General features: G+C 37.7%; 25 protein-coding genes. 12 read left to right on the top strand and 13 right to left on the bottom strand.

What is annotated here, in order from left to right; genetic code table 11:
* Positions 1-45 precede the first annotated feature (45 nt).
* The 4 genes from L1S31_RS06315 to L1S31_RS06300 all read left to right on the top strand — a co-directional run bounded on the left by L1S31_RS06315 (position 46) and on the right by L1S31_RS06300 (position 3,031).
* Positions 46-570, top strand: coding sequence for a DUF8685 domain-containing protein (locus tag L1S31_RS06315; protein WP_236463667.1), 525 nt, complete (start codon positions 46-48; stop codon positions 568-570).
* Positions 571-662: 92 nt separating this feature from the next.
* Positions 663-1,190, top strand: a complete 528-nt coding sequence (locus tag L1S31_RS06310) for a superoxide dismutase family protein (protein ID WP_236463665.1) — start codon at positions 663-665, stop codon at positions 1,188-1,190.
* Between the two features lie 6 nt (positions 1,191-1,196).
* Positions 1,197-1,772, top strand: coding sequence for a YdeI/OmpD-associated family protein (locus L1S31_RS06305; RefSeq protein WP_236463663.1), 576 nt, complete (start codon positions 1,197-1,199; stop codon positions 1,770-1,772).
* 56 nt (positions 1,773-1,828) lie between these two features.
* Positions 1,829-3,031 (top strand): LETM1-related biofilm-associated protein, encoded by a 1,203-nt coding sequence (locus tag L1S31_RS06300; RefSeq protein WP_236463662.1) that lies wholly within the window; start codon positions 1,829-1,831, stop codon positions 3,029-3,031.
* A gap of 36 nt (positions 3,032-3,067) precedes the next feature.
* Here the strand turns inward: L1S31_RS06300 and can are convergent, their stop codons facing one another.
* The 4 genes from can to L1S31_RS06280 form a co-directional block, all read right to left on the bottom strand.
* Positions 3,068-3,703: a carbonate dehydratase gene (gene can / locus L1S31_RS06295; protein WP_236463659.1), complete on the bottom strand. Its 636-nt coding sequence runs from the start codon at positions 3,701-3,703 to the stop codon at positions 3,068-3,070.
* Positions 3,704-3,790: 87 nt separating this feature from the next.
* Positions 3,791-4,471, bottom strand: a complete 681-nt coding sequence (locus tag L1S31_RS06290) for a carbonic anhydrase family protein (RefSeq protein WP_236463657.1) — start codon at positions 4,469-4,471, stop codon at positions 3,791-3,793.
* A 6-nt stretch (positions 4,472-4,477) separates the two neighbouring features.
* Entirely contained in the window at positions 4,478-6,091 is a 1,614-nt protein-coding gene (locus L1S31_RS06285; RefSeq protein ID WP_236463655.1) for a SulP family inorganic anion transporter, read from the bottom strand.
* A gap of 65 nt (positions 6,092-6,156) precedes the next feature.
* Positions 6,157-6,441, bottom strand: a complete 285-nt coding sequence (locus L1S31_RS06280; protein ID WP_236463653.1) for a hypothetical protein — start codon at positions 6,439-6,441, stop codon at positions 6,157-6,159.
* A gap of 114 nt (positions 6,442-6,555) precedes the next feature.
* Between L1S31_RS06280 and L1S31_RS06275 the strand changes: the two genes are divergently transcribed.
* Complete coding sequence (locus L1S31_RS06275; RefSeq protein ID WP_236463651.1) at positions 6,556-7,500, top strand: LysR substrate-binding domain-containing protein; 945 nt, start codon at positions 6,556-6,558, stop codon at positions 7,498-7,500.
* A gap of 34 nt (positions 7,501-7,534) precedes the next feature.
* On the opposite strand, the gene L1S31_RS06270 is transcribed toward L1S31_RS06275, so the two are convergent.
* The 6 genes from L1S31_RS06270 to L1S31_RS06245 form a co-directional block, all read right to left on the bottom strand.
* The gene (locus L1S31_RS06270) at positions 7,535-7,729 is read right to left on the bottom strand and encodes a hypothetical protein (protein WP_236463648.1); all 195 of its coding nucleotides are present in this window, start codon (positions 7,727-7,729) and stop codon (positions 7,535-7,537) included.
* Between the two features lie 148 nt (positions 7,730-7,877).
* Complete coding sequence (locus L1S31_RS06265; protein ID WP_236463645.1) at positions 7,878-8,093, bottom strand: hypothetical protein; 216 nt, start codon at positions 8,091-8,093, stop codon at positions 7,878-7,880.
* Between the two features lie 105 nt (positions 8,094-8,198).
* Positions 8,199-8,399 (bottom strand): hypothetical protein, encoded by a 201-nt coding sequence (locus L1S31_RS06260; protein ID WP_236463643.1) that lies wholly within the window; start codon positions 8,397-8,399, stop codon positions 8,199-8,201.
* 129 nt (positions 8,400-8,528) lie between these two features.
* Complete coding sequence (gene mnmC2 / locus L1S31_RS06255; RefSeq protein ID WP_236463641.1) at positions 8,529-9,191, bottom strand: tRNA (5-methylaminomethyl-2-thiouridine)(34)-methyltransferase MnmC2; 663 nt, start codon at positions 9,189-9,191, stop codon at positions 8,529-8,531.
* A 2-nt stretch (positions 9,192-9,193) separates the two neighbouring features.
* On the bottom strand, positions 9,194-9,637 hold the full coding sequence (locus tag L1S31_RS06250) for a hypothetical protein (protein WP_236463639.1): 444 nt from the start codon (positions 9,635-9,637) through the stop codon (positions 9,194-9,196).
* Positions 9,638-9,649: 12 nt separating this feature from the next.
* Positions 9,650-10,138, bottom strand: coding sequence for a DUF4920 domain-containing protein (locus L1S31_RS06245; RefSeq protein WP_236463637.1), 489 nt, complete (start codon positions 10,136-10,138; stop codon positions 9,650-9,652).
* A gap of 271 nt (positions 10,139-10,409) precedes the next feature.
* Here L1S31_RS06245 and L1S31_RS06240 point away from each other — a divergent pair, with 271 nt between their 5' ends.
* Positions 10,410-11,477: a branched-chain amino acid aminotransferase gene (locus L1S31_RS06240; protein ID WP_370637873.1), complete on the top strand. Its 1,068-nt coding sequence runs from the start codon at positions 10,410-10,412 to the stop codon at positions 11,475-11,477.
* Positions 11,478-11,527: 50 nt separating this feature from the next.
* Here the strand turns inward: L1S31_RS06240 and L1S31_RS06235 are convergent, their stop codons facing one another.
* A complete protein-coding gene (locus L1S31_RS06235; RefSeq protein ID WP_236463633.1) occupies positions 11,528-11,839 on the bottom strand; it encodes a hypothetical protein in 312 nt (103 codons plus the stop codon).
* Between the two features lie 285 nt (positions 11,840-12,124).
* Between L1S31_RS06235 and L1S31_RS06230 the strand changes: the two genes are divergently transcribed.
* From L1S31_RS06230 to L1S31_RS06215, 4 genes are all read left to right on the top strand, one after another.
* Complete coding sequence (locus tag L1S31_RS06230) at positions 12,125-13,522, top strand: hypothetical protein (RefSeq protein ID WP_236463631.1); 1,398 nt, start codon at positions 12,125-12,127, stop codon at positions 13,520-13,522.
* A gap of 130 nt (positions 13,523-13,652) precedes the next feature.
* On the top strand, positions 13,653-14,276 hold the full coding sequence (locus L1S31_RS06225; RefSeq protein WP_236463629.1) for a DUF3267 domain-containing protein: 624 nt from the start codon (positions 13,653-13,655) through the stop codon (positions 14,274-14,276).
* Between the two features lie 127 nt (positions 14,277-14,403).
* Positions 14,404-15,462 carry an NAD(P)-dependent alcohol dehydrogenase gene (locus tag L1S31_RS06220; RefSeq protein WP_236463627.1) on the top strand — a complete coding sequence of 353 codons (1,059 nt, stop codon included), beginning with the start codon at positions 14,404-14,406 and terminating at the stop codon, positions 15,460-15,462.
* A gap of 17 nt (positions 15,463-15,479) precedes the next feature.
* Positions 15,480-15,932, top strand: coding sequence for a YciI family protein (locus L1S31_RS06215; RefSeq protein WP_236463625.1), 453 nt, complete (start codon positions 15,480-15,482; stop codon positions 15,930-15,932).
* Positions 15,933-16,136: 204 nt separating this feature from the next.
* Here the strand turns inward: L1S31_RS06215 and L1S31_RS06210 are convergent, their stop codons facing one another.
* Entirely contained in the window at positions 16,137-16,520 is a 384-nt protein-coding gene (locus L1S31_RS06210; RefSeq protein ID WP_236463623.1) for a pyrophosphohydrolase domain-containing protein, read from the bottom strand.
* A 77-nt stretch (positions 16,521-16,597) separates the two neighbouring features.
* Between L1S31_RS06210 and L1S31_RS06205 the strand changes: the two genes are divergently transcribed.
* Positions 16,598-16,786: a hypothetical protein gene (locus L1S31_RS06205; RefSeq protein ID WP_236463621.1), complete on the top strand. Its 189-nt coding sequence runs from the start codon at positions 16,598-16,600 to the stop codon at positions 16,784-16,786.
* A 1-nt stretch (position 16,787) separates the two neighbouring features.
* Here L1S31_RS06205 and L1S31_RS06200 read toward each other — a convergent pair whose 3' ends face one another.
* Entirely contained in the window at positions 16,788-18,395 is a 1,608-nt protein-coding gene (locus L1S31_RS06200; RefSeq protein WP_236463619.1) for a class I SAM-dependent methyltransferase, read from the bottom strand.
* An 85-nt stretch (positions 18,396-18,480) separates the two neighbouring features.
* Here L1S31_RS06200 and L1S31_RS06195 point away from each other — a divergent pair, with 85 nt between their 5' ends.
* Entirely contained in the window at positions 18,481-19,587 is a 1,107-nt protein-coding gene (locus tag L1S31_RS06195) for an SRPBCC family protein (protein ID WP_236463617.1), read from the top strand.
* The last annotated feature ends 36 nt before the right edge of the window (positions 19,588-19,623 follow it).

Here is a 19,623-nt window from a genome sequence, read left to right as displayed (position 1 = left end):
TTTTTTCGACCCAAATACCTATTTTAGTCGTCTAAACATGAAAATATGAAACTACTAGGAATAGGCTCCAGAATAAACCACGCCGAATACGGCAAAGGTGTAGTGACAAATGTATCGTCCAAGGAATATTGGGTAACCTTTATTGACGGCGGATTGGAAACGATAGCCATCAACAGTGAATTTGAAGTAATTGAAGCTGCAGAAAACGAAGTCGATACGATTAGTTTTTATGATGTGGAGCAAAGCCTCTTATCCATATTGAAAAAATGGAATGGCCTTGGCGAGCCTGTTGCGATTGGCGACAAATGGAAAGGCGGCAACATGAAACTCGAACCTGGCCAGGCAGGTTTGGCCCACAAAGATGTGCCTATCGACGTGTTCTTCCATAAGATTGTAATGCTCCGTGACCGTTTGCGTGTAATGGAACAAAAAATCAATGCCAGCAACCTTGAGGAAATCGAAAAGGTAGAATTGCAGCAATACATTACCCGAATTTATGGAAGTTTGACTACTTTCAATGTGCTTTTCAAATTGCAAAGCGATTATTTTGTAGGCGAAAAAACTAAATAGTTTTCATTCCTAATCCATTAATCTTTTAACAAAATATTGTAAGGCGTAACAATAGTTATTGATTAATTTTATGCGAATAAAATCTAAACGTCATGAAGAAAATATTTCTGGGAATTATTGCCCTTGGTTTATTCATATTCAGCTGCAAAAGCTCCGGAACAAACGATTACGATAAAAAAGTCGGCATTCATCTCGAACCCAAAAGCGGAAGCAAAGTGGAAGGCACAGCCGTTTTCCTTCAAAAGAATGGTGAAGTCAGCCTGGAATGCAAACTAACGGGATTAACGCCTGGTGTACACGCAATCCATATTCATGAAAAAGCCGATTGTTCGTCTGCAGATGCCGCTTCAGCAGGAGGCCATTGGAACCCAACATTCAAAAAACACGGAAAATGGGGCGATGCCGAATACCACAAAGGCGATATTGGAAACTTCACAGCAGATACCGATGGGAATGCCACGATAATTTTCAAAACAGCCGAATGGTGTATTGGTTGTGGTGACAACACTAAAGACATTTTAGGCAAAGGGCTTATTGTCCATGAAAAACCAGACGATTACGTAACACAACCCTCAGGAAATGCAGGTGCAAGAGTTGCATGTTCAGCAATTATACAATAATTTCACTTGGAAGAAAAAGACCTTTTATACTTCAAAAATGCACAGGAATGGCGTGAATGGCTGCATGAAAACCATCATTCGTCTACGGTTGCCCATTTAATATTTTACAGAGTTGGAAGCGGAAAGGAAAGCATGCGTTGGGAAGATGCCGTGCAGGTTGCGATCTGCTATGGCTGGATTGATTCAACGGTAAAACGACTCGATGACGAGCGTCGGCGCCAAATGTTTACACCACGCAAGGACAAAAGCGTTTGGAGTAAACTCAATAAAACCTATATCGAAAAACTCATCGCCGACAACCTGATGCACGAAAGTGGTTTGAAGAAAATTGAAATTGCCAAGAAAAATGGTTCCTGGGAAAGTTTGGACGCTGTTGAAAACCTGGAAATGCCTAAAGATCTTCAGGCTGCATTTTCCAAAAACAAAAAAGCCCTTGACAACTACAACGCCTTTAGCCCATCGTATCGAAAAAGTTATTTATACTGGCTCAACCAGGCCAAACGCGAAGAAACCCGAAAATCGCGTATTACAGAAATCATAAAGCTTTGTGAACAAAACATCAAATCACGTGATACTTTCTAAATTTGATTTTGTCGCTCGTAAAAAAGATTTAGTTTTGCAATCTAAATGCAACCCAAATGTTTAACCCATCAATACCTGGCTGGATTGAAAAATTCTTTATAGAGCAAAAACCTTCGGGAATGCCTTTAATGGCTTCTGAAGCAGAATTCTATTCAAGGACCAGAACGACAGGTTTTATTTTTGGGCACATTGTAAGTTTTGATACGTCAAAGCCAATCCCGATAAAAGACCGTTTTCCTGAGGAGATTTCAAAAATTGGAATGCTCAATACGTTGTATCAAATGTATTGCCTGACCAAACAGGATACCAATCCCGAGCACTTCATTACCGAAGCTGTTGCCTTTTACAATCTGCTGTCGCCAAAAGGTTTTAATCCGTTGCAGAAAATGCTTTCGAGTACATCGGAATCAAGTAAGCTCGAGAAAATCATACACGACAGAGTACAGACAAATGAAGATTTGTTTAGCAAAAGTTTCTCACACGTGATTACAAATGCTTTGCTTTTTGTAGATGTACTGGCGTTTAAAAAATACCTTGAAAAGGGTTCACTCCCTGAAAAATATTTCAACCGCATTGAAGACATTGTCATCAGCATTGTTTCGCTTTCGTTGAAATCAAAAACCGGAATTTCAGTCCATGACGAATTGCTTCAGAAACTTTTTGAATCGTCTGTTCGTTATAATAAGTTTTCCAATAAGGGTATCAAAACCATTGATGATTTGGATTTGAGTTACCTGAGCAATGATTTGGAAAAATTCTACCTGATTGATTTGGCCGGAATCAGTTTGTGGAGCGATGAAAAGGTTGAAAATGAAGAGCGTTATTTCCTGTTTCGACTGGGCGACAAATTAGAAATTCCTGAAAGTTTCACTATTGACAGCATTCATTTCATCAATAACTTCATTGTAAAATATAAAAACGAAATTCCGTATTTCAATAATTCCAATCCGGTAAAGAACTTTTACGACCACACCACAGAAAGCGTCCAGGTTTTGGTCAACCGAAATAAAAAACGTCTGATAAAGGAAATTTCCCAAAGCAAGGAACTGATGCATCTTTTGACCAAAGCAACCCATAAGGAATTGGACAAGGAGGAAAAGAAAAAGGTTAAAACCCAACTGCTCGACATTTGTAAAACCGTTCCGTCGTTAACGATTTTCCTTTTACCTGGCGGAGCATTATTGCTGCCAATATTGATACGGTTCATTCCACAGTTATTGCCTTCAGCATTCAACGAAAACGAAGAAAGAGACAGCTAAAAAATAAAAAAATCGCCCGAAAGCGATTTTTTGTTTTTAGAATTTCAATTGGTATACTTCATCCAAATCCTTGTTGGAACTTAGGTTCACATTCAAATCGGTTACATAACCCGAATTCAATCCGTAAACCCAGCCGTGTACCGTTAAATCCTGTCCACTTCTCCACGCAGCCTGAACGATCGAAGTTTTGGCCAAATCTAAAACCTGTTCCTTTACATTGACTTCGACAAAAGCATTGAATCGCGCTTCTTCATCAACAATAGCATCCAGATAACTTTCATGAAAACGGTAAACATCTTTGATGTGGCGAATCCAGTTGTCAATAATTCCGATAGAATCATTGCCCATTGCGGCTTTCACTCCACCGCAGCCATAATGTCCACAGACAATGACGTGTTTTACTTTCAAAACATTTACGGAATAATCCAGGACGCTCAGCATATTCATATCGGAATGCACGACCATGTTGGCGATGTTTCGGTGTACAAAAACTTCTCCCGGCTTGGCTCCAATAATTTCGTTTGCAGGAACACGGCTGTCTGAACATCCAATCCATAATAAAGGCGGTTTTTGGCCTTTGGCTAAATCCTTGAAATAGTTAGGGTCTTTTTCCAATGTCTTTTCAACCCATTCCTTATTGTTGTCCAATATTTTTTTATAAAAATCTTCCATAATGTAAGTTTGAATCAAATATAGTAATAAAAAAACCACCAGCCGAAAGCGGATGATGGTTTTCAAAACTTGAATTCAACTTAACTACTATCTTAATTTTGCCAACGAGAAATCAGGGCTTTGCTCATCGTTGATGTAGATTGTATCCTGATAAAAGGTTACTTCTCCTGTTTCGATATTGTGCATTCCGCCAACAATCCCGATCTCACCTTTTTCAATCATCTGCTCTAAAATATAGCTGCGTTCAATGATGCTGCCAACATTGCGCTTCACATTGATTTCAGATACATTCTCAACAAATGTTGGGTTGGAAGCCGTACGGTTTTCCTGTGTTTTCTTTTCGGCATAAACCGCAGGTTGGATTTTAGACAATAACTCAGTAAGGTTACCCATTTCTACGTGGTCGCAGGCGCCTTTTACCGCTCCACATTTGGTGTGTCCCAAAACCACAATCAATTTAGAGCCAGCCACTTTACAGGCAAATTCCATACTTCCTAAAATATCGGTGTTGACAATATTCCCGGCAATACGCACCGAGAAAATATCACCCAATCCCTGGTCAAAAATAAGCTCAGCAGAAGTACGGCTGTCGATGCAGCTCAAAATGGTTGCAAATGGCCATTGTCCGTCACGGGTATCATTAACCTGCTCAAGCAAATCACGATGCGCCTGAAGATTGCTTACGAAACGGGTGTTGCCTGTTTTTAATATTTCTAAGGCTTTTCTTGGTGTGATGGAAGCCTGTAATTCTTTATTTAGTGTTTTCATGTTGTTTTATTTTAATTCTAAATGTTCTTTATGTTCTACAGTAACGGTATTCTTGAATCCATCGCTGTTTTCTAATCGATATGCTTTTTTAAATCCTTTGAGTTTGACTTTGATATTTTCATCTACAGAACGTGTTGTCTTGAATTCGCGTATCAAGTCCAGGATATCATGGGCAATATAAACGGTATCTGCTGCATTGATGATTACCTTGGAATTTTCCGGGATGTTATTCAATGTCGATTTTATGGCAGCCTTATTCAGAAATGAAACCTCCTGCGCCAAATCGATATGGATTACATCACCATCGGCGTATTCCTCTTTCCTGAAATTATAGGCACGTTTTAAATTTCCTTTGAGTACAAAGATAATACTGATGATAATTCCCAATGCAACACCTTTCAATAAATCAGTAAAAACTACTCCAACTAATGTTGCTATGAAAGGGACAAACTGATATTTTCCTTTTTCCCAGAAATGCTTCAATGTTTTTGGATTGGCCAATTTATAACCAACCAATAATAGGATTGCAGCCAAAGTTGCCAATGGAATTTTGTTCAAAATCATTGGGATTGACAAAACGCTGATCAATAGCAATGCTCCATGAATGATGGCTGACATCTTTGATTTTGCTCCTGCATTATTGTTCGCCGAAGTCCTTACGACAACCGATGTCATTGGCAGACCGCCAAGAAGCGAGCTTACAATATTTCCGATTCCCTGTGCCTTTAATTCGACATTGGTATCGGTGTATCTTTTTTGAACATCCATCCTGTCGGCAGCTTCAATGCATAAAAGCGTTTCAATGGAAGCAACAATGGCAATGGTTGCTCCAACAATCCAGACTTTAGAATTGGTAATCGCCGTAAAATCGGGAGCCATAAAGATATTTGTAAATTCGGCTAAGGTTTTTGGAACCGGAAGTGCTACCAAATGCCCGCTTCCTATAGCTAAAATGCTTCCGGACTGAATGAATAATTCGTTTAAAAGTATTCCAACCACAACAGCAACCAAAGCTGCAGGTACCAATTTCAGCTCTTTTAGGAATTTTACTTTAGTCCACGCAATCAAAATCGCAAGCGAAATAAGGCAAATGATTATGGAGCCAGGCTGAATATGATTGACCATATGGAAAATCTCAGAGAAAGTGTTTTTCCCATCAGGTTGAAAGAATCCTAAATCTCCCTCATGATCGGGATCGTAACCAAAAGCATGCGGAATTTGTTTCAGGAAAATAATGACACCTATTCCGGCCAGCATCCCTTCGATGACATTGGTCGGGAAATAATTGGAAATGCTTCCTGCTTTTATGAAGCCCAATATCAATTGAATGCTACCTGCAATTAAACCAGCGAGCAGAAAAGCATTAAAACTTCCTAAATCGGTAATTGCGGTGAGGACAATGGCCGTCAAACCGGCAGCAGGTCCGGAAACACTCAGGTGTGAAGTACTCAGATACCCTACAATTAGTCCACCTACAACTCCCGAAATAATTCCGGCAAATAATGGCGCACCGGAAGCCAAAGCAATCCCTAAACATAATGGAAGTGCCACCAGGAAAACCACTAAACCTGAAGCAAAGTCAGACTTAAGGTTTCCAAAAAGATTTATTTTTTTTGTCATTTTGAAAAATTTAATACATAAGATTAACACCCACATTATTGTAGGTATTGAAAAACTGCGATGTATTAAATTAGTTCGGGTGGAGGTGAAAAGATTTCCGAAGAAACGTTATCATGACGCGATAAATTCTCAGAAATGATTGCGGTATTTTTAATTTTTAGATCCAAAAAAGGATAATCGAATTGTTGTTTCAATTCGGCTTTAACCTCTTTTAGTTCCTTGTGGATTTCCTCTTCGGCAAAACTATAAAATAAGGAAGTATCGGTGCTTTTCTTAATCAACGTAACCACTGTTGGCGTTGAAAGGAAAACAACAAAAACTAACAATAATAATCTTGCAAAGGATTTCATATCGCAAAAGTAGCCATTCAATACAGCTTAAAAAAAGGATTATAATATTTTTAACACTCATTAACTATAAATTAAATTTATAGGTTTTATATTTGTATAAAAATTTACTATTCCATGACAATCACACAACTAAAATACGTTCTAGCAGTTGCTGAACATAAGAACTTTACGCTTGCTGCCGAAAAATGTTTCGTAACCCAGCCTACTTTGAGTATGCAAATCCAGAAAATTGAAGAGGAATTGGGCATACAGATTTTTGACCGTACCAAAAAACCAATCCAGCTTACAGAAATTGGTCAGCAAATTGTCAATCAATCTAAAAACATTGTCAACGAAGCTGACAGGATACAGGATATTGTTGATCAACAGAAAGGGTTTATTGGTGGTGAATTCCGTTTGGGAATCATCCCGACTATTATGCCAACACTTTTGCCAATGTTCCTGAATAATTTTATTAAAAAATATCCAAAAGTAAAGCTGATTATAGAAGAGCTGAATACCGATGAAATCATTACCCGACTGAACAATGGACATCTTGACGCAGCAATTGCTGCAACGCCATTAGAGGAAGAAAAGATAAAAGAAATCGTTTTATATTTCGAACCGTTTGTAGCTTATATTCCTGAAGGCCATAGCAATTTTCAGAAAAATGAAATTGAAGTTGATGATTTGAATATTGATGAAATCCTATTGCTTCAGGATGGACATTGCTTTAGGGACGGAATTTTGAATCTGTGCAAAAATGCTGCAGCTAATGAGAAAAGCCATTTCCAGATTGAGAGTGGAAGCTTTGAGACCTTGATAAAATTAGCCGATGAAGGTTTAGGGACTACACTACTTCCCTATTTACATACTTTGGATTTAAAGGAAAAAGACCAGGCAAAACTGCGTCACTTCAAGGAGCCAAAACCTGCACGCGAAGTAAGTTTGATTTTTCCTAAAAACGAATTGAAGATACACATCATTGATGCATTGCGCAGTACGATTGCAGGAGTGGTTAAAGGCGCAATCGTATTCCAGAATGTACAAATCATAAGTCCGTTACAGCAAAAAAAATAAGGAGCCTTGCACAAAACTCCTTATTTCCTTTCTGCTAACTAACTACAGATAAACATTGTTTTAATTCTGGATGCTCGGTCGTAAAAAACTGCAGCCATTTTTTTAATTGATCCAATTCGTATGGCAATAGGTTTCTAATTGCCTTTTTAAGCTCTTTAGCAAAAAGAACCGGATCGAAGCTTACTCTTTCGAGAACAGACTTTGTGTAATCATAAATCATTCTAGGCATGGTAATTAAGATTTGGGGTTATCTTATTGTAAGAACGTTTAGTAAAATTATGTTAAAAAATAATTACTACCTAACATTTTGCCTAAAATTTATCGTTAAAGCACCATTTTTATCGTTGAAATGCATATTTTATGATTTTTTTAAGGTTTTAACTTACTAAAATCTTTTTATCAATGACTTCGTGGAGCCATTTTTGCATTTCTGGCTTGTCGGCTGTGTAGAAAAAAAGCCAATTGGTTAATTTATCCTTTTCATGGACTGACAAAATTTTGGCTGCCTTGATTATTTCTTTTACAAAAAGTTCTTTGCTGCTACATACTCCTTTAATGGAGGATTTAGTGTAATCGTACAACATCTGTCCCATGACATAAATCTTTTGAGTTATATTTATATCTACGAAACAATTAAACATATAGTTTACCCTAATTCCATAAAATAAAAAAAGGAACCGTTTAAGTTCCTTTTAGTTTTATCTATTATTAATGAGCAACATACATGGTTGCAATTCTGGTTTTTCCTTAATAAATTTTGAAAGCCAGGAAATCAACTCTTCAATTTCAAAGGGCAATAAAACTTTGCATGCTTTTTCAAGTTCCTTGCTAAAAAGAGTGACATCAAAACTAACTCGCTTCAATACAGACTTGGTGTAGTCTAACATCGATTTAGACATAGAATCAAATTAAGTTGGTTAACGAATAATAAGAACGTTTTGTTTTTTTTGGTTAACCAAATTTATAAATATTTCTTTTCCGATGATGAATTTGAACGTTAAATATAACTTGGAGAAAAGTTAATTTTTTCAAACTTCTTTACTGGCGCGCAACATCTCTCTTTTGCCCGGAGCACCAGGCAGTTTTTTTACAGAAAATCCTGCCGATAACATCGCATTTTTAATCGAGGTACGACAGGCATACGTAACCAATATCCCATTGGTTTTTAATGCTTTAAACATCGCTTCAAATATTTCCTCGCTCCAAAGTTCGGGTTGTACCCTAAAACCAAAGGCATCAAAATAAATCAAATCAAAAGCATTTTCATCATTGATATCCTGAAAGAACTGTTGGCGTTTGGTAAGCGAAAAGTTTTCCGAAAGCTGATGCTTTTCTTCCCAGCCTACTTCGTGCATTTTTTTGAACATGTCCTTTTCGCTCTCCTCAATCGAAATGGCATAATTCATCTGTAGGGCTTCTTCCAGCGCAACAGGATAAGCTTCCACTCCAACGTAGTCAATTTTTTGACTGTTCTTTTTAGATTCCACGAAAGTGATAAAAGAATTCAGCCCAGTACCGAAACCTATCTCCAAAATAGAAATGGGCATACTCTCAAAAAGAGACAGCCCATTCTTTATGAATACGTGATAAGCTTCCTGGATTGCGCCGTGTTTTGAATGATAGCTTTCATTCCACTCCGGCAAATGAATGGTTGTAGAACCATCATTGGTTTGTATAATCTCGCGTTTCAAGATTAATCTTTGATAAACAATTTCTTGATTCTCGGAATTGGCCCGCCGCATTTTTCCATATGGCATGCCAAACAGGCGTCAACGCCCTCATTAAAATGCTGTTTTGCATTCTTCGTATCACTATAAATCAATTGCTGCGCAGCTATATATTCTTTAGCCTTTACCTTAAAAAACAAATCGTTATCAGTTTCATCAGTAAATTTGGCCGTATTTATTTTCAGGAAATGTTCCGGAAATACTCCAACATCCTCTCCTTTTTGGATGCGTTCCTTCAAACGAAGATTATCAACATACATCTGCTCCATCAAAGCCGCCATTTCCGACATCTGATACATTTCCAGTTTCTTTTTAGGCGGGCATTTTTCAGGCTCTGCTTTTTGCTCCTCTTTCTTTTGACAAGCGGAGAACAAACCAAAAACTAAGACAGGTATGAGTATTTTTTTCATCCGTAAGGGAAATTATTTCAGGATGTAAACTCCATCTGCAGTAAATGCATAAGTAGTTTCAGGCTTGGTGATCTTAGCGATTTCTGCAGCCGATTTACCACCATCTTTTGCATAATGCTTCAATTCCTCAACAGAAACAATATCAACAAATGCCTTTCCTTTCACAATGGCTTTGCTGTTGTCTGCGTTCAACGGAACGAAGAAACCATAATCCTTAAATCTTACAAAGGAATCATCATCACCAGCCAACTGCATTTTCATCCAGCAGCCTTTCTTCTTGCAAACCGATTTGATATCAGATTCAAACTGAACCGTCAGCGTATCTCCTTTTTTAAGCTTTTTGTATTTTTTAAGCATTTCTGCTTTGTTATAAACACGTTCTACCTTGAATTTTTCTCCAAATGAAGCATAATCGTTTGGATTAAAGGCTGTTTTCTTTTGCGCCATCATTGATGTTCCAACCAATAACAGCATTACTAAGATTAGGTTTATTTTCTTCATAAGTATAGTTTTTATTGAGTTGCGAATATAAGCAGTTTGGCAAAACTCCAAGAATAAATTAACAATTAATTTCACTTTTTATTGCGGAATCAATCAGTGAAACAGGCTAAAAACCAGCAATTCAAAAAAAATTTTGCCATTGCAAAATGCTACTGTTTTTTTATTAGTTTTACAAAATACTAACAACACAACCATTATTTCAAGAAAACAAATTGTAAAAGATTAACTGTCAGGGATTTGAATTGTTTTCTAAGCTAAATCTAATACGCACATTATGTTAAAAACTACCAGCGAAATCGATATAGTAAGAGCTAAAACCTCTAAAATCAGTGAAGTCGATTTTGAAAACATAGCCTTCGGAAATGTATTTACAGACCACATGCTGGTTTGTGATTTCAAGGAAGGAAAATGGGGAAAACCAACAATCAAGCCTTACGAGCCTTTTATGATTGATCCTTCTGCAAAAGTCTTCCACTACGGGCAGGCAATTTTTGAAGGGATGAAAGCCTATCGCGATGAGAATGAGGAAATCTGGTTGTTCAGGCCTGATCAAAATCTTGACCGTTTCAACAAATCAGCGGTGCGTATGGCGATGCCTGAAATTACAGAAGATATATTTATTGGTGGATTGAAAATCATCCTTGACATCGAACGCGACTGGGTTAAAAAAGGGCTAGGAAATACCTTGTACATCAGGCCATTTATGATTGCGATTGGTTCGGGAGTAATTGCACAACCCTCAACACAATACCGTTTCATGATTATCCTATCTCCTGCCCGTTCGTACTATTCAGGCGAAGTGAAGGTAATCATTGCTGAGCATTATAGCCGTGCTGCCAATGGTGGTATTGGTGCTGCAAAAGCTGCCGGAAATTATTCTTCTCAGTTTTACCCGCAAAAATTAGCTCAGGAAAAAGGATTCCAGCAAATCATTTGGACCGATGACGCCACACATACCAAACTTGAAGAAGCCGGGACGATGAATGTATTCTTCCGCATTAATGATACGATATGTACGGCACCAACAAGCGAACGAATCCTTGACGGTGTTACACGAAAAAGTTTAATCGACCTTGCAAAACGTGAAGGCATCAAGGTTGAAGAACGATCGGTATTGGTAGAAGAATTGGTACAAGGAGCCAAAGACGGAAGCCTTAAGGAAATCTTCGGTGCCGGAACTGCAGCAGTAGTCAGTCCAATTGTTGGATTCCAGTACAAAGAACATTATTATGAATTGCCAAAACTGGAAAACTCAGTTGCTTTACAATTAAAAGACAAATTAACGAAAATACAATACAAACTGGCTGAAGACACCTTTGGCTGGACTGTGAAGATTTAACAACCAATAAAACCTAAACTAATTAAACTCTCGGGAAACCGGGAGTTTTTTTATCTTTTAGGTTTTGGTGTAATGGTATCCACAACGGCTTCAACCCTTGATTGTGTTGTTGGTGCAGGTTTGGGTACAGGTTCATTGGAGTGGATATCCTTCTTGATTGGATCTGGTTTTCCCATACCAGCATCAAGCGTATTCCTTTTAAGAATACTTTTATTCGCAATAACAGTTTTATCCGGCGGTCTGCGCAATACCTGCACTCCTGTCGTATCATCTTTCTTAACTGTAGTAGTTTTAGGTTCCATTTGGGCCGAGGCATAACCAAACATCATCGTAGTGGCAAATGCCATGAATATCTTTTTCATAATTGGCAATTTAGTATCTCAAAGTTGACGATAATTACAACCAATTTCATTATAAGGTTGAAAGTGATTTTTATACAATTACCACAATCAATTCTGATTATAAAAATTCTCAAAATGACAAATTGCTTTTGAATGGTTATTTGGGAAATAGTAAGAAAATATATTAATAAACTGAATTTTAGTTGTTTATTTATTAAAAAAAAATATTACATTAGCCTTTTACTCTCCCACTTCCTACCTGTTCTTGCTTACTATCTATGGTTTAAAATAATTTTAAGGTGAGACATGTTAAAAATAGGTATTACAGGTCATCGGAATTTGTATGACCACAATAAGGTTAAAAGTGATTTAAAATCCAAGATCCAAAAAATCCTTGCCGATAATAATGCTACAGAGTTTGAATCCTGGACCTCATTGGCCTATGGGGCTGACACCCTGTTTGCTGAAGTTTCAGTAGAATCATTTAGTGCTCCACTAAAAATAATACTCCCTTTTAATCAGAAGGAATACGAGAATGATTTTGATACTCCACAAAGGCTTAACAATTTAAAAAGTTGGACTTCAAAGTATAATGATGCCATTAGTGTAATAAACCCTAATCCCATACAAAACCAGGAAGAAAGGGACGATGCCTATTACAACGCAGGCATTCATATTTGTAATCGCGTAGACGTAATGATAGCGGTATACGACAATGAAAAACCCGAAGGAAAAGGCGGAACCGGCGACATCGTTGAGTATTGTGAACAAAAAGGAATAAAGCTTTATAAGATTGAGGCCTACAAGTCCAAAATCCAAATGCTTCGAAAAACAACAGATACAGAGGCAATGAAAGCAAAGAAAACCTTTTTTTTACTTTGGTATTTGTGTGTCCTCTTCTCATGGGTTTCAGCATTGGCGGTTAGTATAATCGTACCATTTAAGGAAAAGATTACTAATGAAACATTCTTTTTGCTTGTTACGCTCGAAGCAGCTTTAATTTTTGCCGTATTTGTTATCGTGGCAAAAAAATTCAAAAAAAAGAAGGGCATTCGGGACACTACCATAATTAAACGCAGGGAAACCGAACGCCTAAGAGTACTTGAAACTTATGACAAATTAAATATACAGATAACACCATTGACAGATGTCGAATATATTTCAGAAGCAGTAAAGCAAATAGAGATTGATTTAAGCAAAAAGACGCTAAAAAAATTTGACCTTAAATATTCCAAAAAGAAACTAAAGGAGTTAATCGATGATCAAATCCATTACCATTCTCAAATCAGGGCGAAGAAAATTGAAAAACCACTCGATTGGGCAGAAAATATACAAACAGCATTAGAAGTACTTTTTGCCATAACCGTTTTGTGTGAATTCTTTAGTGCGGCAATTGAATTGGATTATTTTGAACGACTTAAGGATATACATATGCCACATGAGATATTATTATTTGCCGCATTAATCCTTCCGCCAAGTTACATCGCTATCGAATCGATAAAATTCCTTAATGAATGGAAAAGGTTGATGAAGGAATCTAAAAACATGATCTTATTTTTTGAAACCGCAAAAAATGACCTTGACAAAGTAACTTCAAGCGATGAACTACAGCTAATCGCCAATAGCATCAGGCAAAAAATGGATGAGGAAAACTCTTCATGGACAATACTGATAGACAGCAAAGAAAAGCCAACAGGGATGTAAATAAAGACTTTAATATGACCATAATAAACGGGAAAACGGGAAAATATTATTTTACATCACAAATTTATGCCGAAGCTTCTAAACGGTAACTTTTTGGGTATTCCAGCTACCAATAGTCAAAATAATAAACATGAAACTAGCTCCAGAGCAGTTGGAAGAAAATAATTATGTGTTGCTTGAAAAACTTGAGCACACCCTATTCGTACAGTTTATAAAAACCACTTTCCAAAAAACCACTCTCTATTCGGTTATTTACTATTTAAGCATTTTAACAGCATTCTGCCTGTTGCTTACCTGCTGTTTCTATTATTATCATACCAAGGCACTCAACATCCCAATGGAATTGTTGTATGGTTTCATCGGTGCTATAGCTGTGATTGCAATTATTCCTATTCATGAAACGATACATTTGCTGGTTTATAAACTGACCGGAGCAAAGAATACCTCATTTGATTTTAATCTAAGGAAGTTTGTCTTTTTGGCTGTAGCCGATAAGTTTGTTGTCAACGAACGGGAGATGAAGATTGTAGCCCTCGCCCCTTTTGCATTTATAACTTCCACTTTAATGGCAATATTTTTCTTCACATTACCCGAAATTAAAATTGCAATCCTTAGTGCCATTATGGTGCATTCCGCATTGTGTTCAGGCGATTTTGCACTTGCCTCTTATTTCAACATACATCGTGATAAAGAAGTTGTGACTTATGATGATAAGGAAAACAAAGTGTCTTACTTTTTTGCTAAAGATAAATAATCCCATAAAAAGATAGCGCGAATTTGTAATCCATGCTTTTAAGTCCTGTTGCTTTGGTTGAAGTACCGGCAACTTTCGTTGGAACGTTGGAAAGAAATATTTCTTACCTTTATAAAAAAACAACATCATGAGCACAACTACAGTTAAAGCATACGGCACCGAATCGAAAGACGCCGATTTAAACCAAATGAACATACAGCGTCGCGAGGTAAATCCAAAAGACATCGAAATCGACATACTGTATTGCGGTGTCTGCCACTCCGATTTACATACTGCCCGCAACGATTGGGGTTTCACTACTTATCCTGCAGTTCCCGGCCACGAAATTGTTGGTAAAGTGACGCGCGTGGGAAGTGAAGTTACAAAATTGAAGGTAGGTGATTTTGCCGCCGTTGGATGCCTCGTAGGCTCATGCGGAACCTGCAAAAGCTGTGAACAGGATTTGGAACAATACTGTTTGAATGGCTGGGTAGGAACTTACAACAGCCCTGATAAATACATAGGCGGAATGACCTATGGTGGCTATTCCGAAAAAGTGGTTGTCGAAGAACACTTTGTACTTAAAGTACCTTCCAATCTCGATTTAGCCGCTACAGCTCCGCTCCTTTGCGCCGGTATCACAACCTGGTCCCCTTTAAAGCATTGGAACGTTGGTCCCAATTCAAAAGTAGCGGTCGTAGGCTTAGGGGGATTAGGACATATGGCAATTAAGTTAGCCAAAGGACTGGGTGCCGAAGTAACCTTGTTTTCAAGAAGTCCCGACAAAACAAAAGATGCTAAAGATTTAGGTGCCGATTACGTAGTCATTACCACTGACGATACACAAATGACTTCAGTTCAGGGGAAATTTGACGTGATCATTGATACTGTTCCTTATGTACATGATATCAATCCTTATGTGGCAACTTTGGCAATAAGTGGAACCTTGGTCCTTGTCGGATATTTGGGCGGATTAGATCCAATCCTAAATACGGTTCCAATGATTATGGGAAGAAAAGCCGTAGCAGCATCCTTAATTGGAGGAATTGCAGAAACCCAGGAAATGCTGGATTTTTGTGGCAAACACAATATTGTTTCCGAGATAGAGATTATCAAAATGCAGGATATCAATGAAGCATACGAAAGAATGTTAAAAAGCGATGTCCGCTACAGGTTTGTAATTGATATGAGTTCGTTGAAAGCATAATTTATATTGAAGTATATATGAAGTATTTTAGCATTCTATTCCTGTTTGTTACCAGCTGCATGTTGGGGCAAACCACCAATCCAAAATATGACGAAGCCTTAGCAGCTAAGGTTGGTGCCGATGATTATGGCATGAAGAATTATATTTTTGTCATTCTCAAAAGTGGCGAAAACAAATCTGAAGATAAGGAGTTCAAAAGCAAATGCTTTGCCGGGCATTTGGCAAATATCAAAAGGCTCGCCGATTTAAAACAGTTGGTCGTTGCAGGTCCATTTGGCAAAAACGATAAAGACATGCGTGGATTATTTATCCTGAATGTAAAAACTGTTGAAAAAGCCGAGAAATTATTGGAAAGCGATCCTGCCATAAAGGAAAAATTCCTGAAAGCTGAACTCTACCCTTGGTATGGTTCTGCAGCTTTGCAGGAATATCTGGATGCTTCCGATAAAGTTTGGAAAAAAGGATTTTAACACCATCAACTTATGAGAAAAACAATTTTTATTTTATTACTGACACTTACAATCATCAATTTTATAGTCCTTGTAATTGCCTTAACAAATTCATCCTCATCTTTATATCCGCATAGATGGATCATTGGAATTTCATTTTTAGTATTTGGTGGCTTTTTAAGAAGGCATCTTTTACAGAATAATAAAATCGCGAAAGGGTAACTATTACCTCAATATTTCTTCAAAACAGGGTTTGAAATAATTAGGACCTTTCATGACTTTTCCGTCTTCGCGATAGATAGGCTGGCCGTTTTCGCCCAGCTTGCTCATATTGCTGCGTTGAATTTCGTCAAATACCTCTTCGATTTTGTATTGCAGCCCGTGTTCCAAAATGGTTCCGCATAAAATATAAAGCATGTCACCAAGTGCATCGGCTATTTCTACAAGGTCATTATTTTGAACAGCTTCAAGGTATTCCTCGTTTTCTTCCTTCATCAGGTTAAAGCGCAACATATTTTTTGATTCGCCTAAATCCGCTTTCATTTCGTTGCTTACTCCAAGGCCAAAAGCCGTGTGGAATTCTTTTACTGCGTTGATTTGTTTTTGCATTTGTATTGAAATTTATTGTTGATGCAAAATACAACTTTACAATCCATTTGAGTAAATTTGTTGAAAATTTGAAATAAATGTTCACAACTGGTCAATGGACTTTTGCCGCGCTGTTTTTTGTTGCTTTTGTCATCCTAACGTACTTCGCTTATGGCAAAGACAAAGCGCTTCACCAAAAGGTTTATAAAGGAAGTTATAAAATCCTGATAGGATTTCTGCTTTTTGTCGCCTTATTGTTTGTCATCAAGATTTTGACAAAACACTAAACTATTTTCCTTTCAACAGATTCACGCTAACCGTTGCAGTATCAGCATTCGGAAATTTGGTAAAGACCTTATCGTCTGAAAACAGTCCTGCTTCGGCCGCGATTTTGTGCAATACGTCAATTTCTACAATATACTGATCGGAGAATCCATGCGTGGCATCATAAGCTGTAGCAGCTGTCCTTCCAATGTTCGCTGCGGTTAATTCGGGTGCAATGGTATGCAATTCTATGATCAGCAATCCAAATTTCTCTACAAATGGCGACCATTTTTTCAGATGTTCCAACAAATTGTCTTCGACCTCATTGTTGTTAATCCGCTGACCGCGATGCGCAAAAGCTCCGGTTGAAGTGCTAACGCGGTTTGGCGTTTTTGTTGTTGGAGTTTCCCAGATTCGGTTATGGTCTAAAAAAGTCCTGACGTTGAGCAGTTCCTTCAAATCGATATTGTAATCCTCCTGAAGCGTTTCCGCCAATAATTTTGGCCTTCCAATATCACCCCAAATTACTTTTGCCCAAATATCAGCTTTGATCAAATTGGCTCGTGTGACCTTAAGGGCAGCTTCATTGTAATCAACACCAACAAGGAACAATGGATGTTCATCGAGCATTTTTCCTCTCGAAGTCTGGCGTTCGATGACATCAAAGATATGTTCCAAAAAGGCACCATTGCCACAACCCATATCCAGTATTCCTATTGGTTGTTCTGCAATTGGCCTGTTAAACAGTTCGATGATGATTTGGTCAACAATCTTAAAATATTCGGCATGTGCGCCTCCACTTCCCCACACATTCATTTCACGGTCTACGTGTTGTTCCTTTTCGTGTTCGCCCACGTTTCGGAGTATGGAAGCATTGCCAAAAAGCAGTTCGTCCATTTTGCGCATTGTTGGAATATAGGAAACCGTAACACCATAAGCTGCGGCTCTTTTGGCATAAAACAAACCGGTTTCTGTAAATTGATAGTTGTCATTTTTCTTGGTAAACCAATCCAGATGTGTTAGGAAGTCAAGGATTTCCTTGAAACATTCGGGTTTCTTGTGAAATTCTTCAGGGCGAAAAGAGGTTTCCATAAAATACTTGTGGAACATTCCCGTCATTCCAAGCATTACAATTGTTGGGCCGACCAAAACACCTTCAATATGAAATAAAATCTGCTCCTGTACCGCACTAATGCTTTCATCATTGGAAAACTGGATTCCGAAATTGGATTTATATTTGGCAAACAATTGATTGAGCATTTCAAAAGGTTCGACTTCAAACTTACGTGGATGAAAATTTTCGGTAAACTGCATCAACTCAAAAGCATCCTTGTATAGCGGAATCAATCCAAAAGCAGTTTTGCTCTTATCGGTTACTTCAAAACTTATAACATCCTTTTGATTGTCAATGTGCTGTTTCAACCAACCTTGTGATGCCAAAACACGAAGTGCTACATTGAGATAACCTTCATTAGCTTTAAACTTTTCTGTGACATCGTTGAGTGAGACTTTTTCGTGTTGTAAAATATACTCAAGCACACCTTTTTTGTGCAATGAATAGGCAACCGGAACTGTAACGATTCCGTCTAAATGCCTGAATAAAATACCGCGTAGCTCACTTTTTGTTTTCATCAATCAGAATTTTGAATACAAACAAATATAATCAATTTACTACCATTTAATTCATAACTTTGTGTCACTTTAAAAATGGCGCCTCATGAGAATTTTAAAATACATCTTCTTGCTTATTCTTTTGGCACTGGTCGGGATTACAGTATATGTGGCGACTCAAAAAGGAGATTTTGAAGTAACACGGAGCAGTGTTATCAAAACATCAAGAACAACCGTTTTTGATTATGTGAATGATTATAAAAACTGGGAAACCTTTGGCTCGTGGATGCAGAAAGACAATGGACTCAAATTCGATTATGGAGCAAAAACGATTGGTTATGGTGCTAGAAGTTCCTGGGATAATGGTTCAGATGAAGGTGTAATCAAAACCGTTTTTGTAAAGGAAAATGACAGTATCGCTCAAAAAGCAGATTATAATGGAACGACAGCTGCAATTTCATGGAAATTTAAGGATACCATCGGTGGAACAAAAGTAACCATTCACACCAAAGGAAAAATGGATATTATGACCAAGATATCGAGTTTCTTTAAAGGCGGCGTGACTTCAATTGTAGGTGATGTGTATGAAAAAAGCCTGCGTAATTTAGATAAAACGCTTCACTATGAAATGAAAACCTATTCCATCAAAGTGAACGGAATTGTACAACGTCCATCCGGTTTTTGTTTGAAACAAACCGTTTCCTGCCATATTAAAAGCGTTCCGAAAAACACCAAAATCATGATGGCACGAATGATACATTTTTTCAAAAAGAATAAAATTGCATCAACAGGAAAACCATTTGTAAGTTATGATAAATATGACGTTGCCAATGACTTTGCTACTATTTCGGTTTGTGTTCCTGTCGGCCAACTTATTTCCATCTCAGAAGGCGATGTTACTTCGGGAGAAATTATTGCGTTTACGTGTTTGAAAACAACCCTGACAGGAGATTATTCACACAGTAAGGAAGCCTGGGCAAAAGCACAAAAATATATTGCCGACAATGGTTTAAAACAAAATTTTGCAGGTAATTATTCTGAAGTTTATGTAAAAACCATCGACGATGTAAAGCAACCATCAAAATGGATAACCGAGATTTACATTCCGGTATTTCCAAAAGCTGTGGAACTTCCTGCCAATGTCGTCTTACCAGAAAACACAGATACTAAACCACCTGCAGAACCTAAGGCTGGTGACGAGATTAATTTTTAATTGGTTTAAACCTTTTACGCTATCTTTATTCCAACC

Origin of the sequence: Flavobacterium wongokense, from assembly GCF_021608265.1 — a bacterium.
In the GTDB taxonomy this organism is placed as follows: Bacteria; Bacteroidota; Bacteroidia; order Flavobacteriales; family Flavobacteriaceae; genus Flavobacterium; species Flavobacterium wongokense.
This window is presented reverse-complemented; position numbering and strand designations above follow the sequence as displayed.

Coding starts and splice junctions, on each gene's coding strand:
- L1S31_RS06220 (WP_236463627.1), top strand. CDS start 14,404: ATGAGCACAACTACAGTTAAAGCATACGGCACCGAATCGAAAGACGCC.
- L1S31_RS06205 (WP_236463621.1), top strand. CDS start 16,598: ATGTTCACAACTGGTCAATGGACTTTTGCCGCGCTGTTTTTTGTTGCT.
- L1S31_RS06195 (WP_236463617.1), top strand. CDS start 18,481: ATGAGAATTTTAAAATACATCTTCTTGCTTATTCTTTTGGCACTGGTC.
- L1S31_RS06270 (WP_236463648.1), bottom strand. CDS start 7,729: ATGCCTAGAATGATTTATGATTACACAAAGTCTGTTCTCGAAAGAGTA.
- L1S31_RS06310 (WP_236463665.1), top strand. CDS start 663: ATGAAGAAAATATTTCTGGGAATTATTGCCCTTGGTTTATTCATATTC.
- L1S31_RS06210 (WP_236463623.1), bottom strand. CDS start 16,520: ATGCAAAAACAAATCAACGCAGTAAAAGAATTCCACACGGCTTTTGGC.
- L1S31_RS06265 (WP_236463645.1), bottom strand. CDS start 8,093: ATGGGACAGATGTTGTACGATTACACTAAATCCTCCATTAAAGGAGTA.
- L1S31_RS06315 (WP_236463667.1), top strand. CDS start 46: ATGAAACTACTAGGAATAGGCTCCAGAATAAACCACGCCGAATACGGC.
- L1S31_RS06230 (WP_236463631.1), top strand. CDS start 12,125: ATGTTAAAAATAGGTATTACAGGTCATCGGAATTTGTATGACCACAAT.
- L1S31_RS06285 (WP_236463655.1), bottom strand. CDS start 6,091: ATGACAAAAAAAATAAATCTTTTTGGAAACCTTAAGTCTGACTTTGCT.
- L1S31_RS06290 (WP_236463657.1), bottom strand. CDS start 4,471: ATGAAAACACTAAATAAAGAATTACAGGCTTCCATCACACCAAGAAAA.
- L1S31_RS06280 (WP_236463653.1), bottom strand. CDS start 6,441: ATGAAATCCTTTGCAAGATTATTATTGTTAGTTTTTGTTGTTTTCCTT.
- L1S31_RS06300 (WP_236463662.1), top strand. CDS start 1,829: ATGTTTAACCCATCAATACCTGGCTGGATTGAAAAATTCTTTATAGAG.
- L1S31_RS06250 (WP_236463639.1), bottom strand. CDS start 9,637: ATGAAAAAAATACTCATACCTGTCTTAGTTTTTGGTTTGTTCTCCGCT.
- can (WP_236463659.1), bottom strand. CDS start 3,703: ATGGAAGATTTTTATAAAAAAATATTGGACAACAATAAGGAATGGGTT.
- L1S31_RS06235 (WP_236463633.1), bottom strand. CDS start 11,839: ATGAAAAAGATATTCATGGCATTTGCCACTACGATGATGTTTGGTTAT.
- L1S31_RS06245 (WP_236463637.1), bottom strand. CDS start 10,138: ATGAAGAAAATAAACCTAATCTTAGTAATGCTGTTATTGGTTGGAACA.
- L1S31_RS06275 (WP_236463651.1), top strand. CDS start 6,556: ATGACAATCACACAACTAAAATACGTTCTAGCAGTTGCTGAACATAAG.
- L1S31_RS06200 (WP_236463619.1), bottom strand. CDS start 18,395: ATGAAAACAAAAAGTGAGCTACGCGGTATTTTATTCAGGCATTTAGAC.
- L1S31_RS06215 (WP_236463625.1), top strand. CDS start 15,480: ATGAAGTATTTTAGCATTCTATTCCTGTTTGTTACCAGCTGCATGTTG.
- L1S31_RS06260 (WP_236463643.1), bottom strand. CDS start 8,399: ATGTCTAAATCGATGTTAGACTACACCAAGTCTGTATTGAAGCGAGTT.
- L1S31_RS06225 (WP_236463629.1), top strand. CDS start 13,653: ATGAAACTAGCTCCAGAGCAGTTGGAAGAAAATAATTATGTGTTGCTT.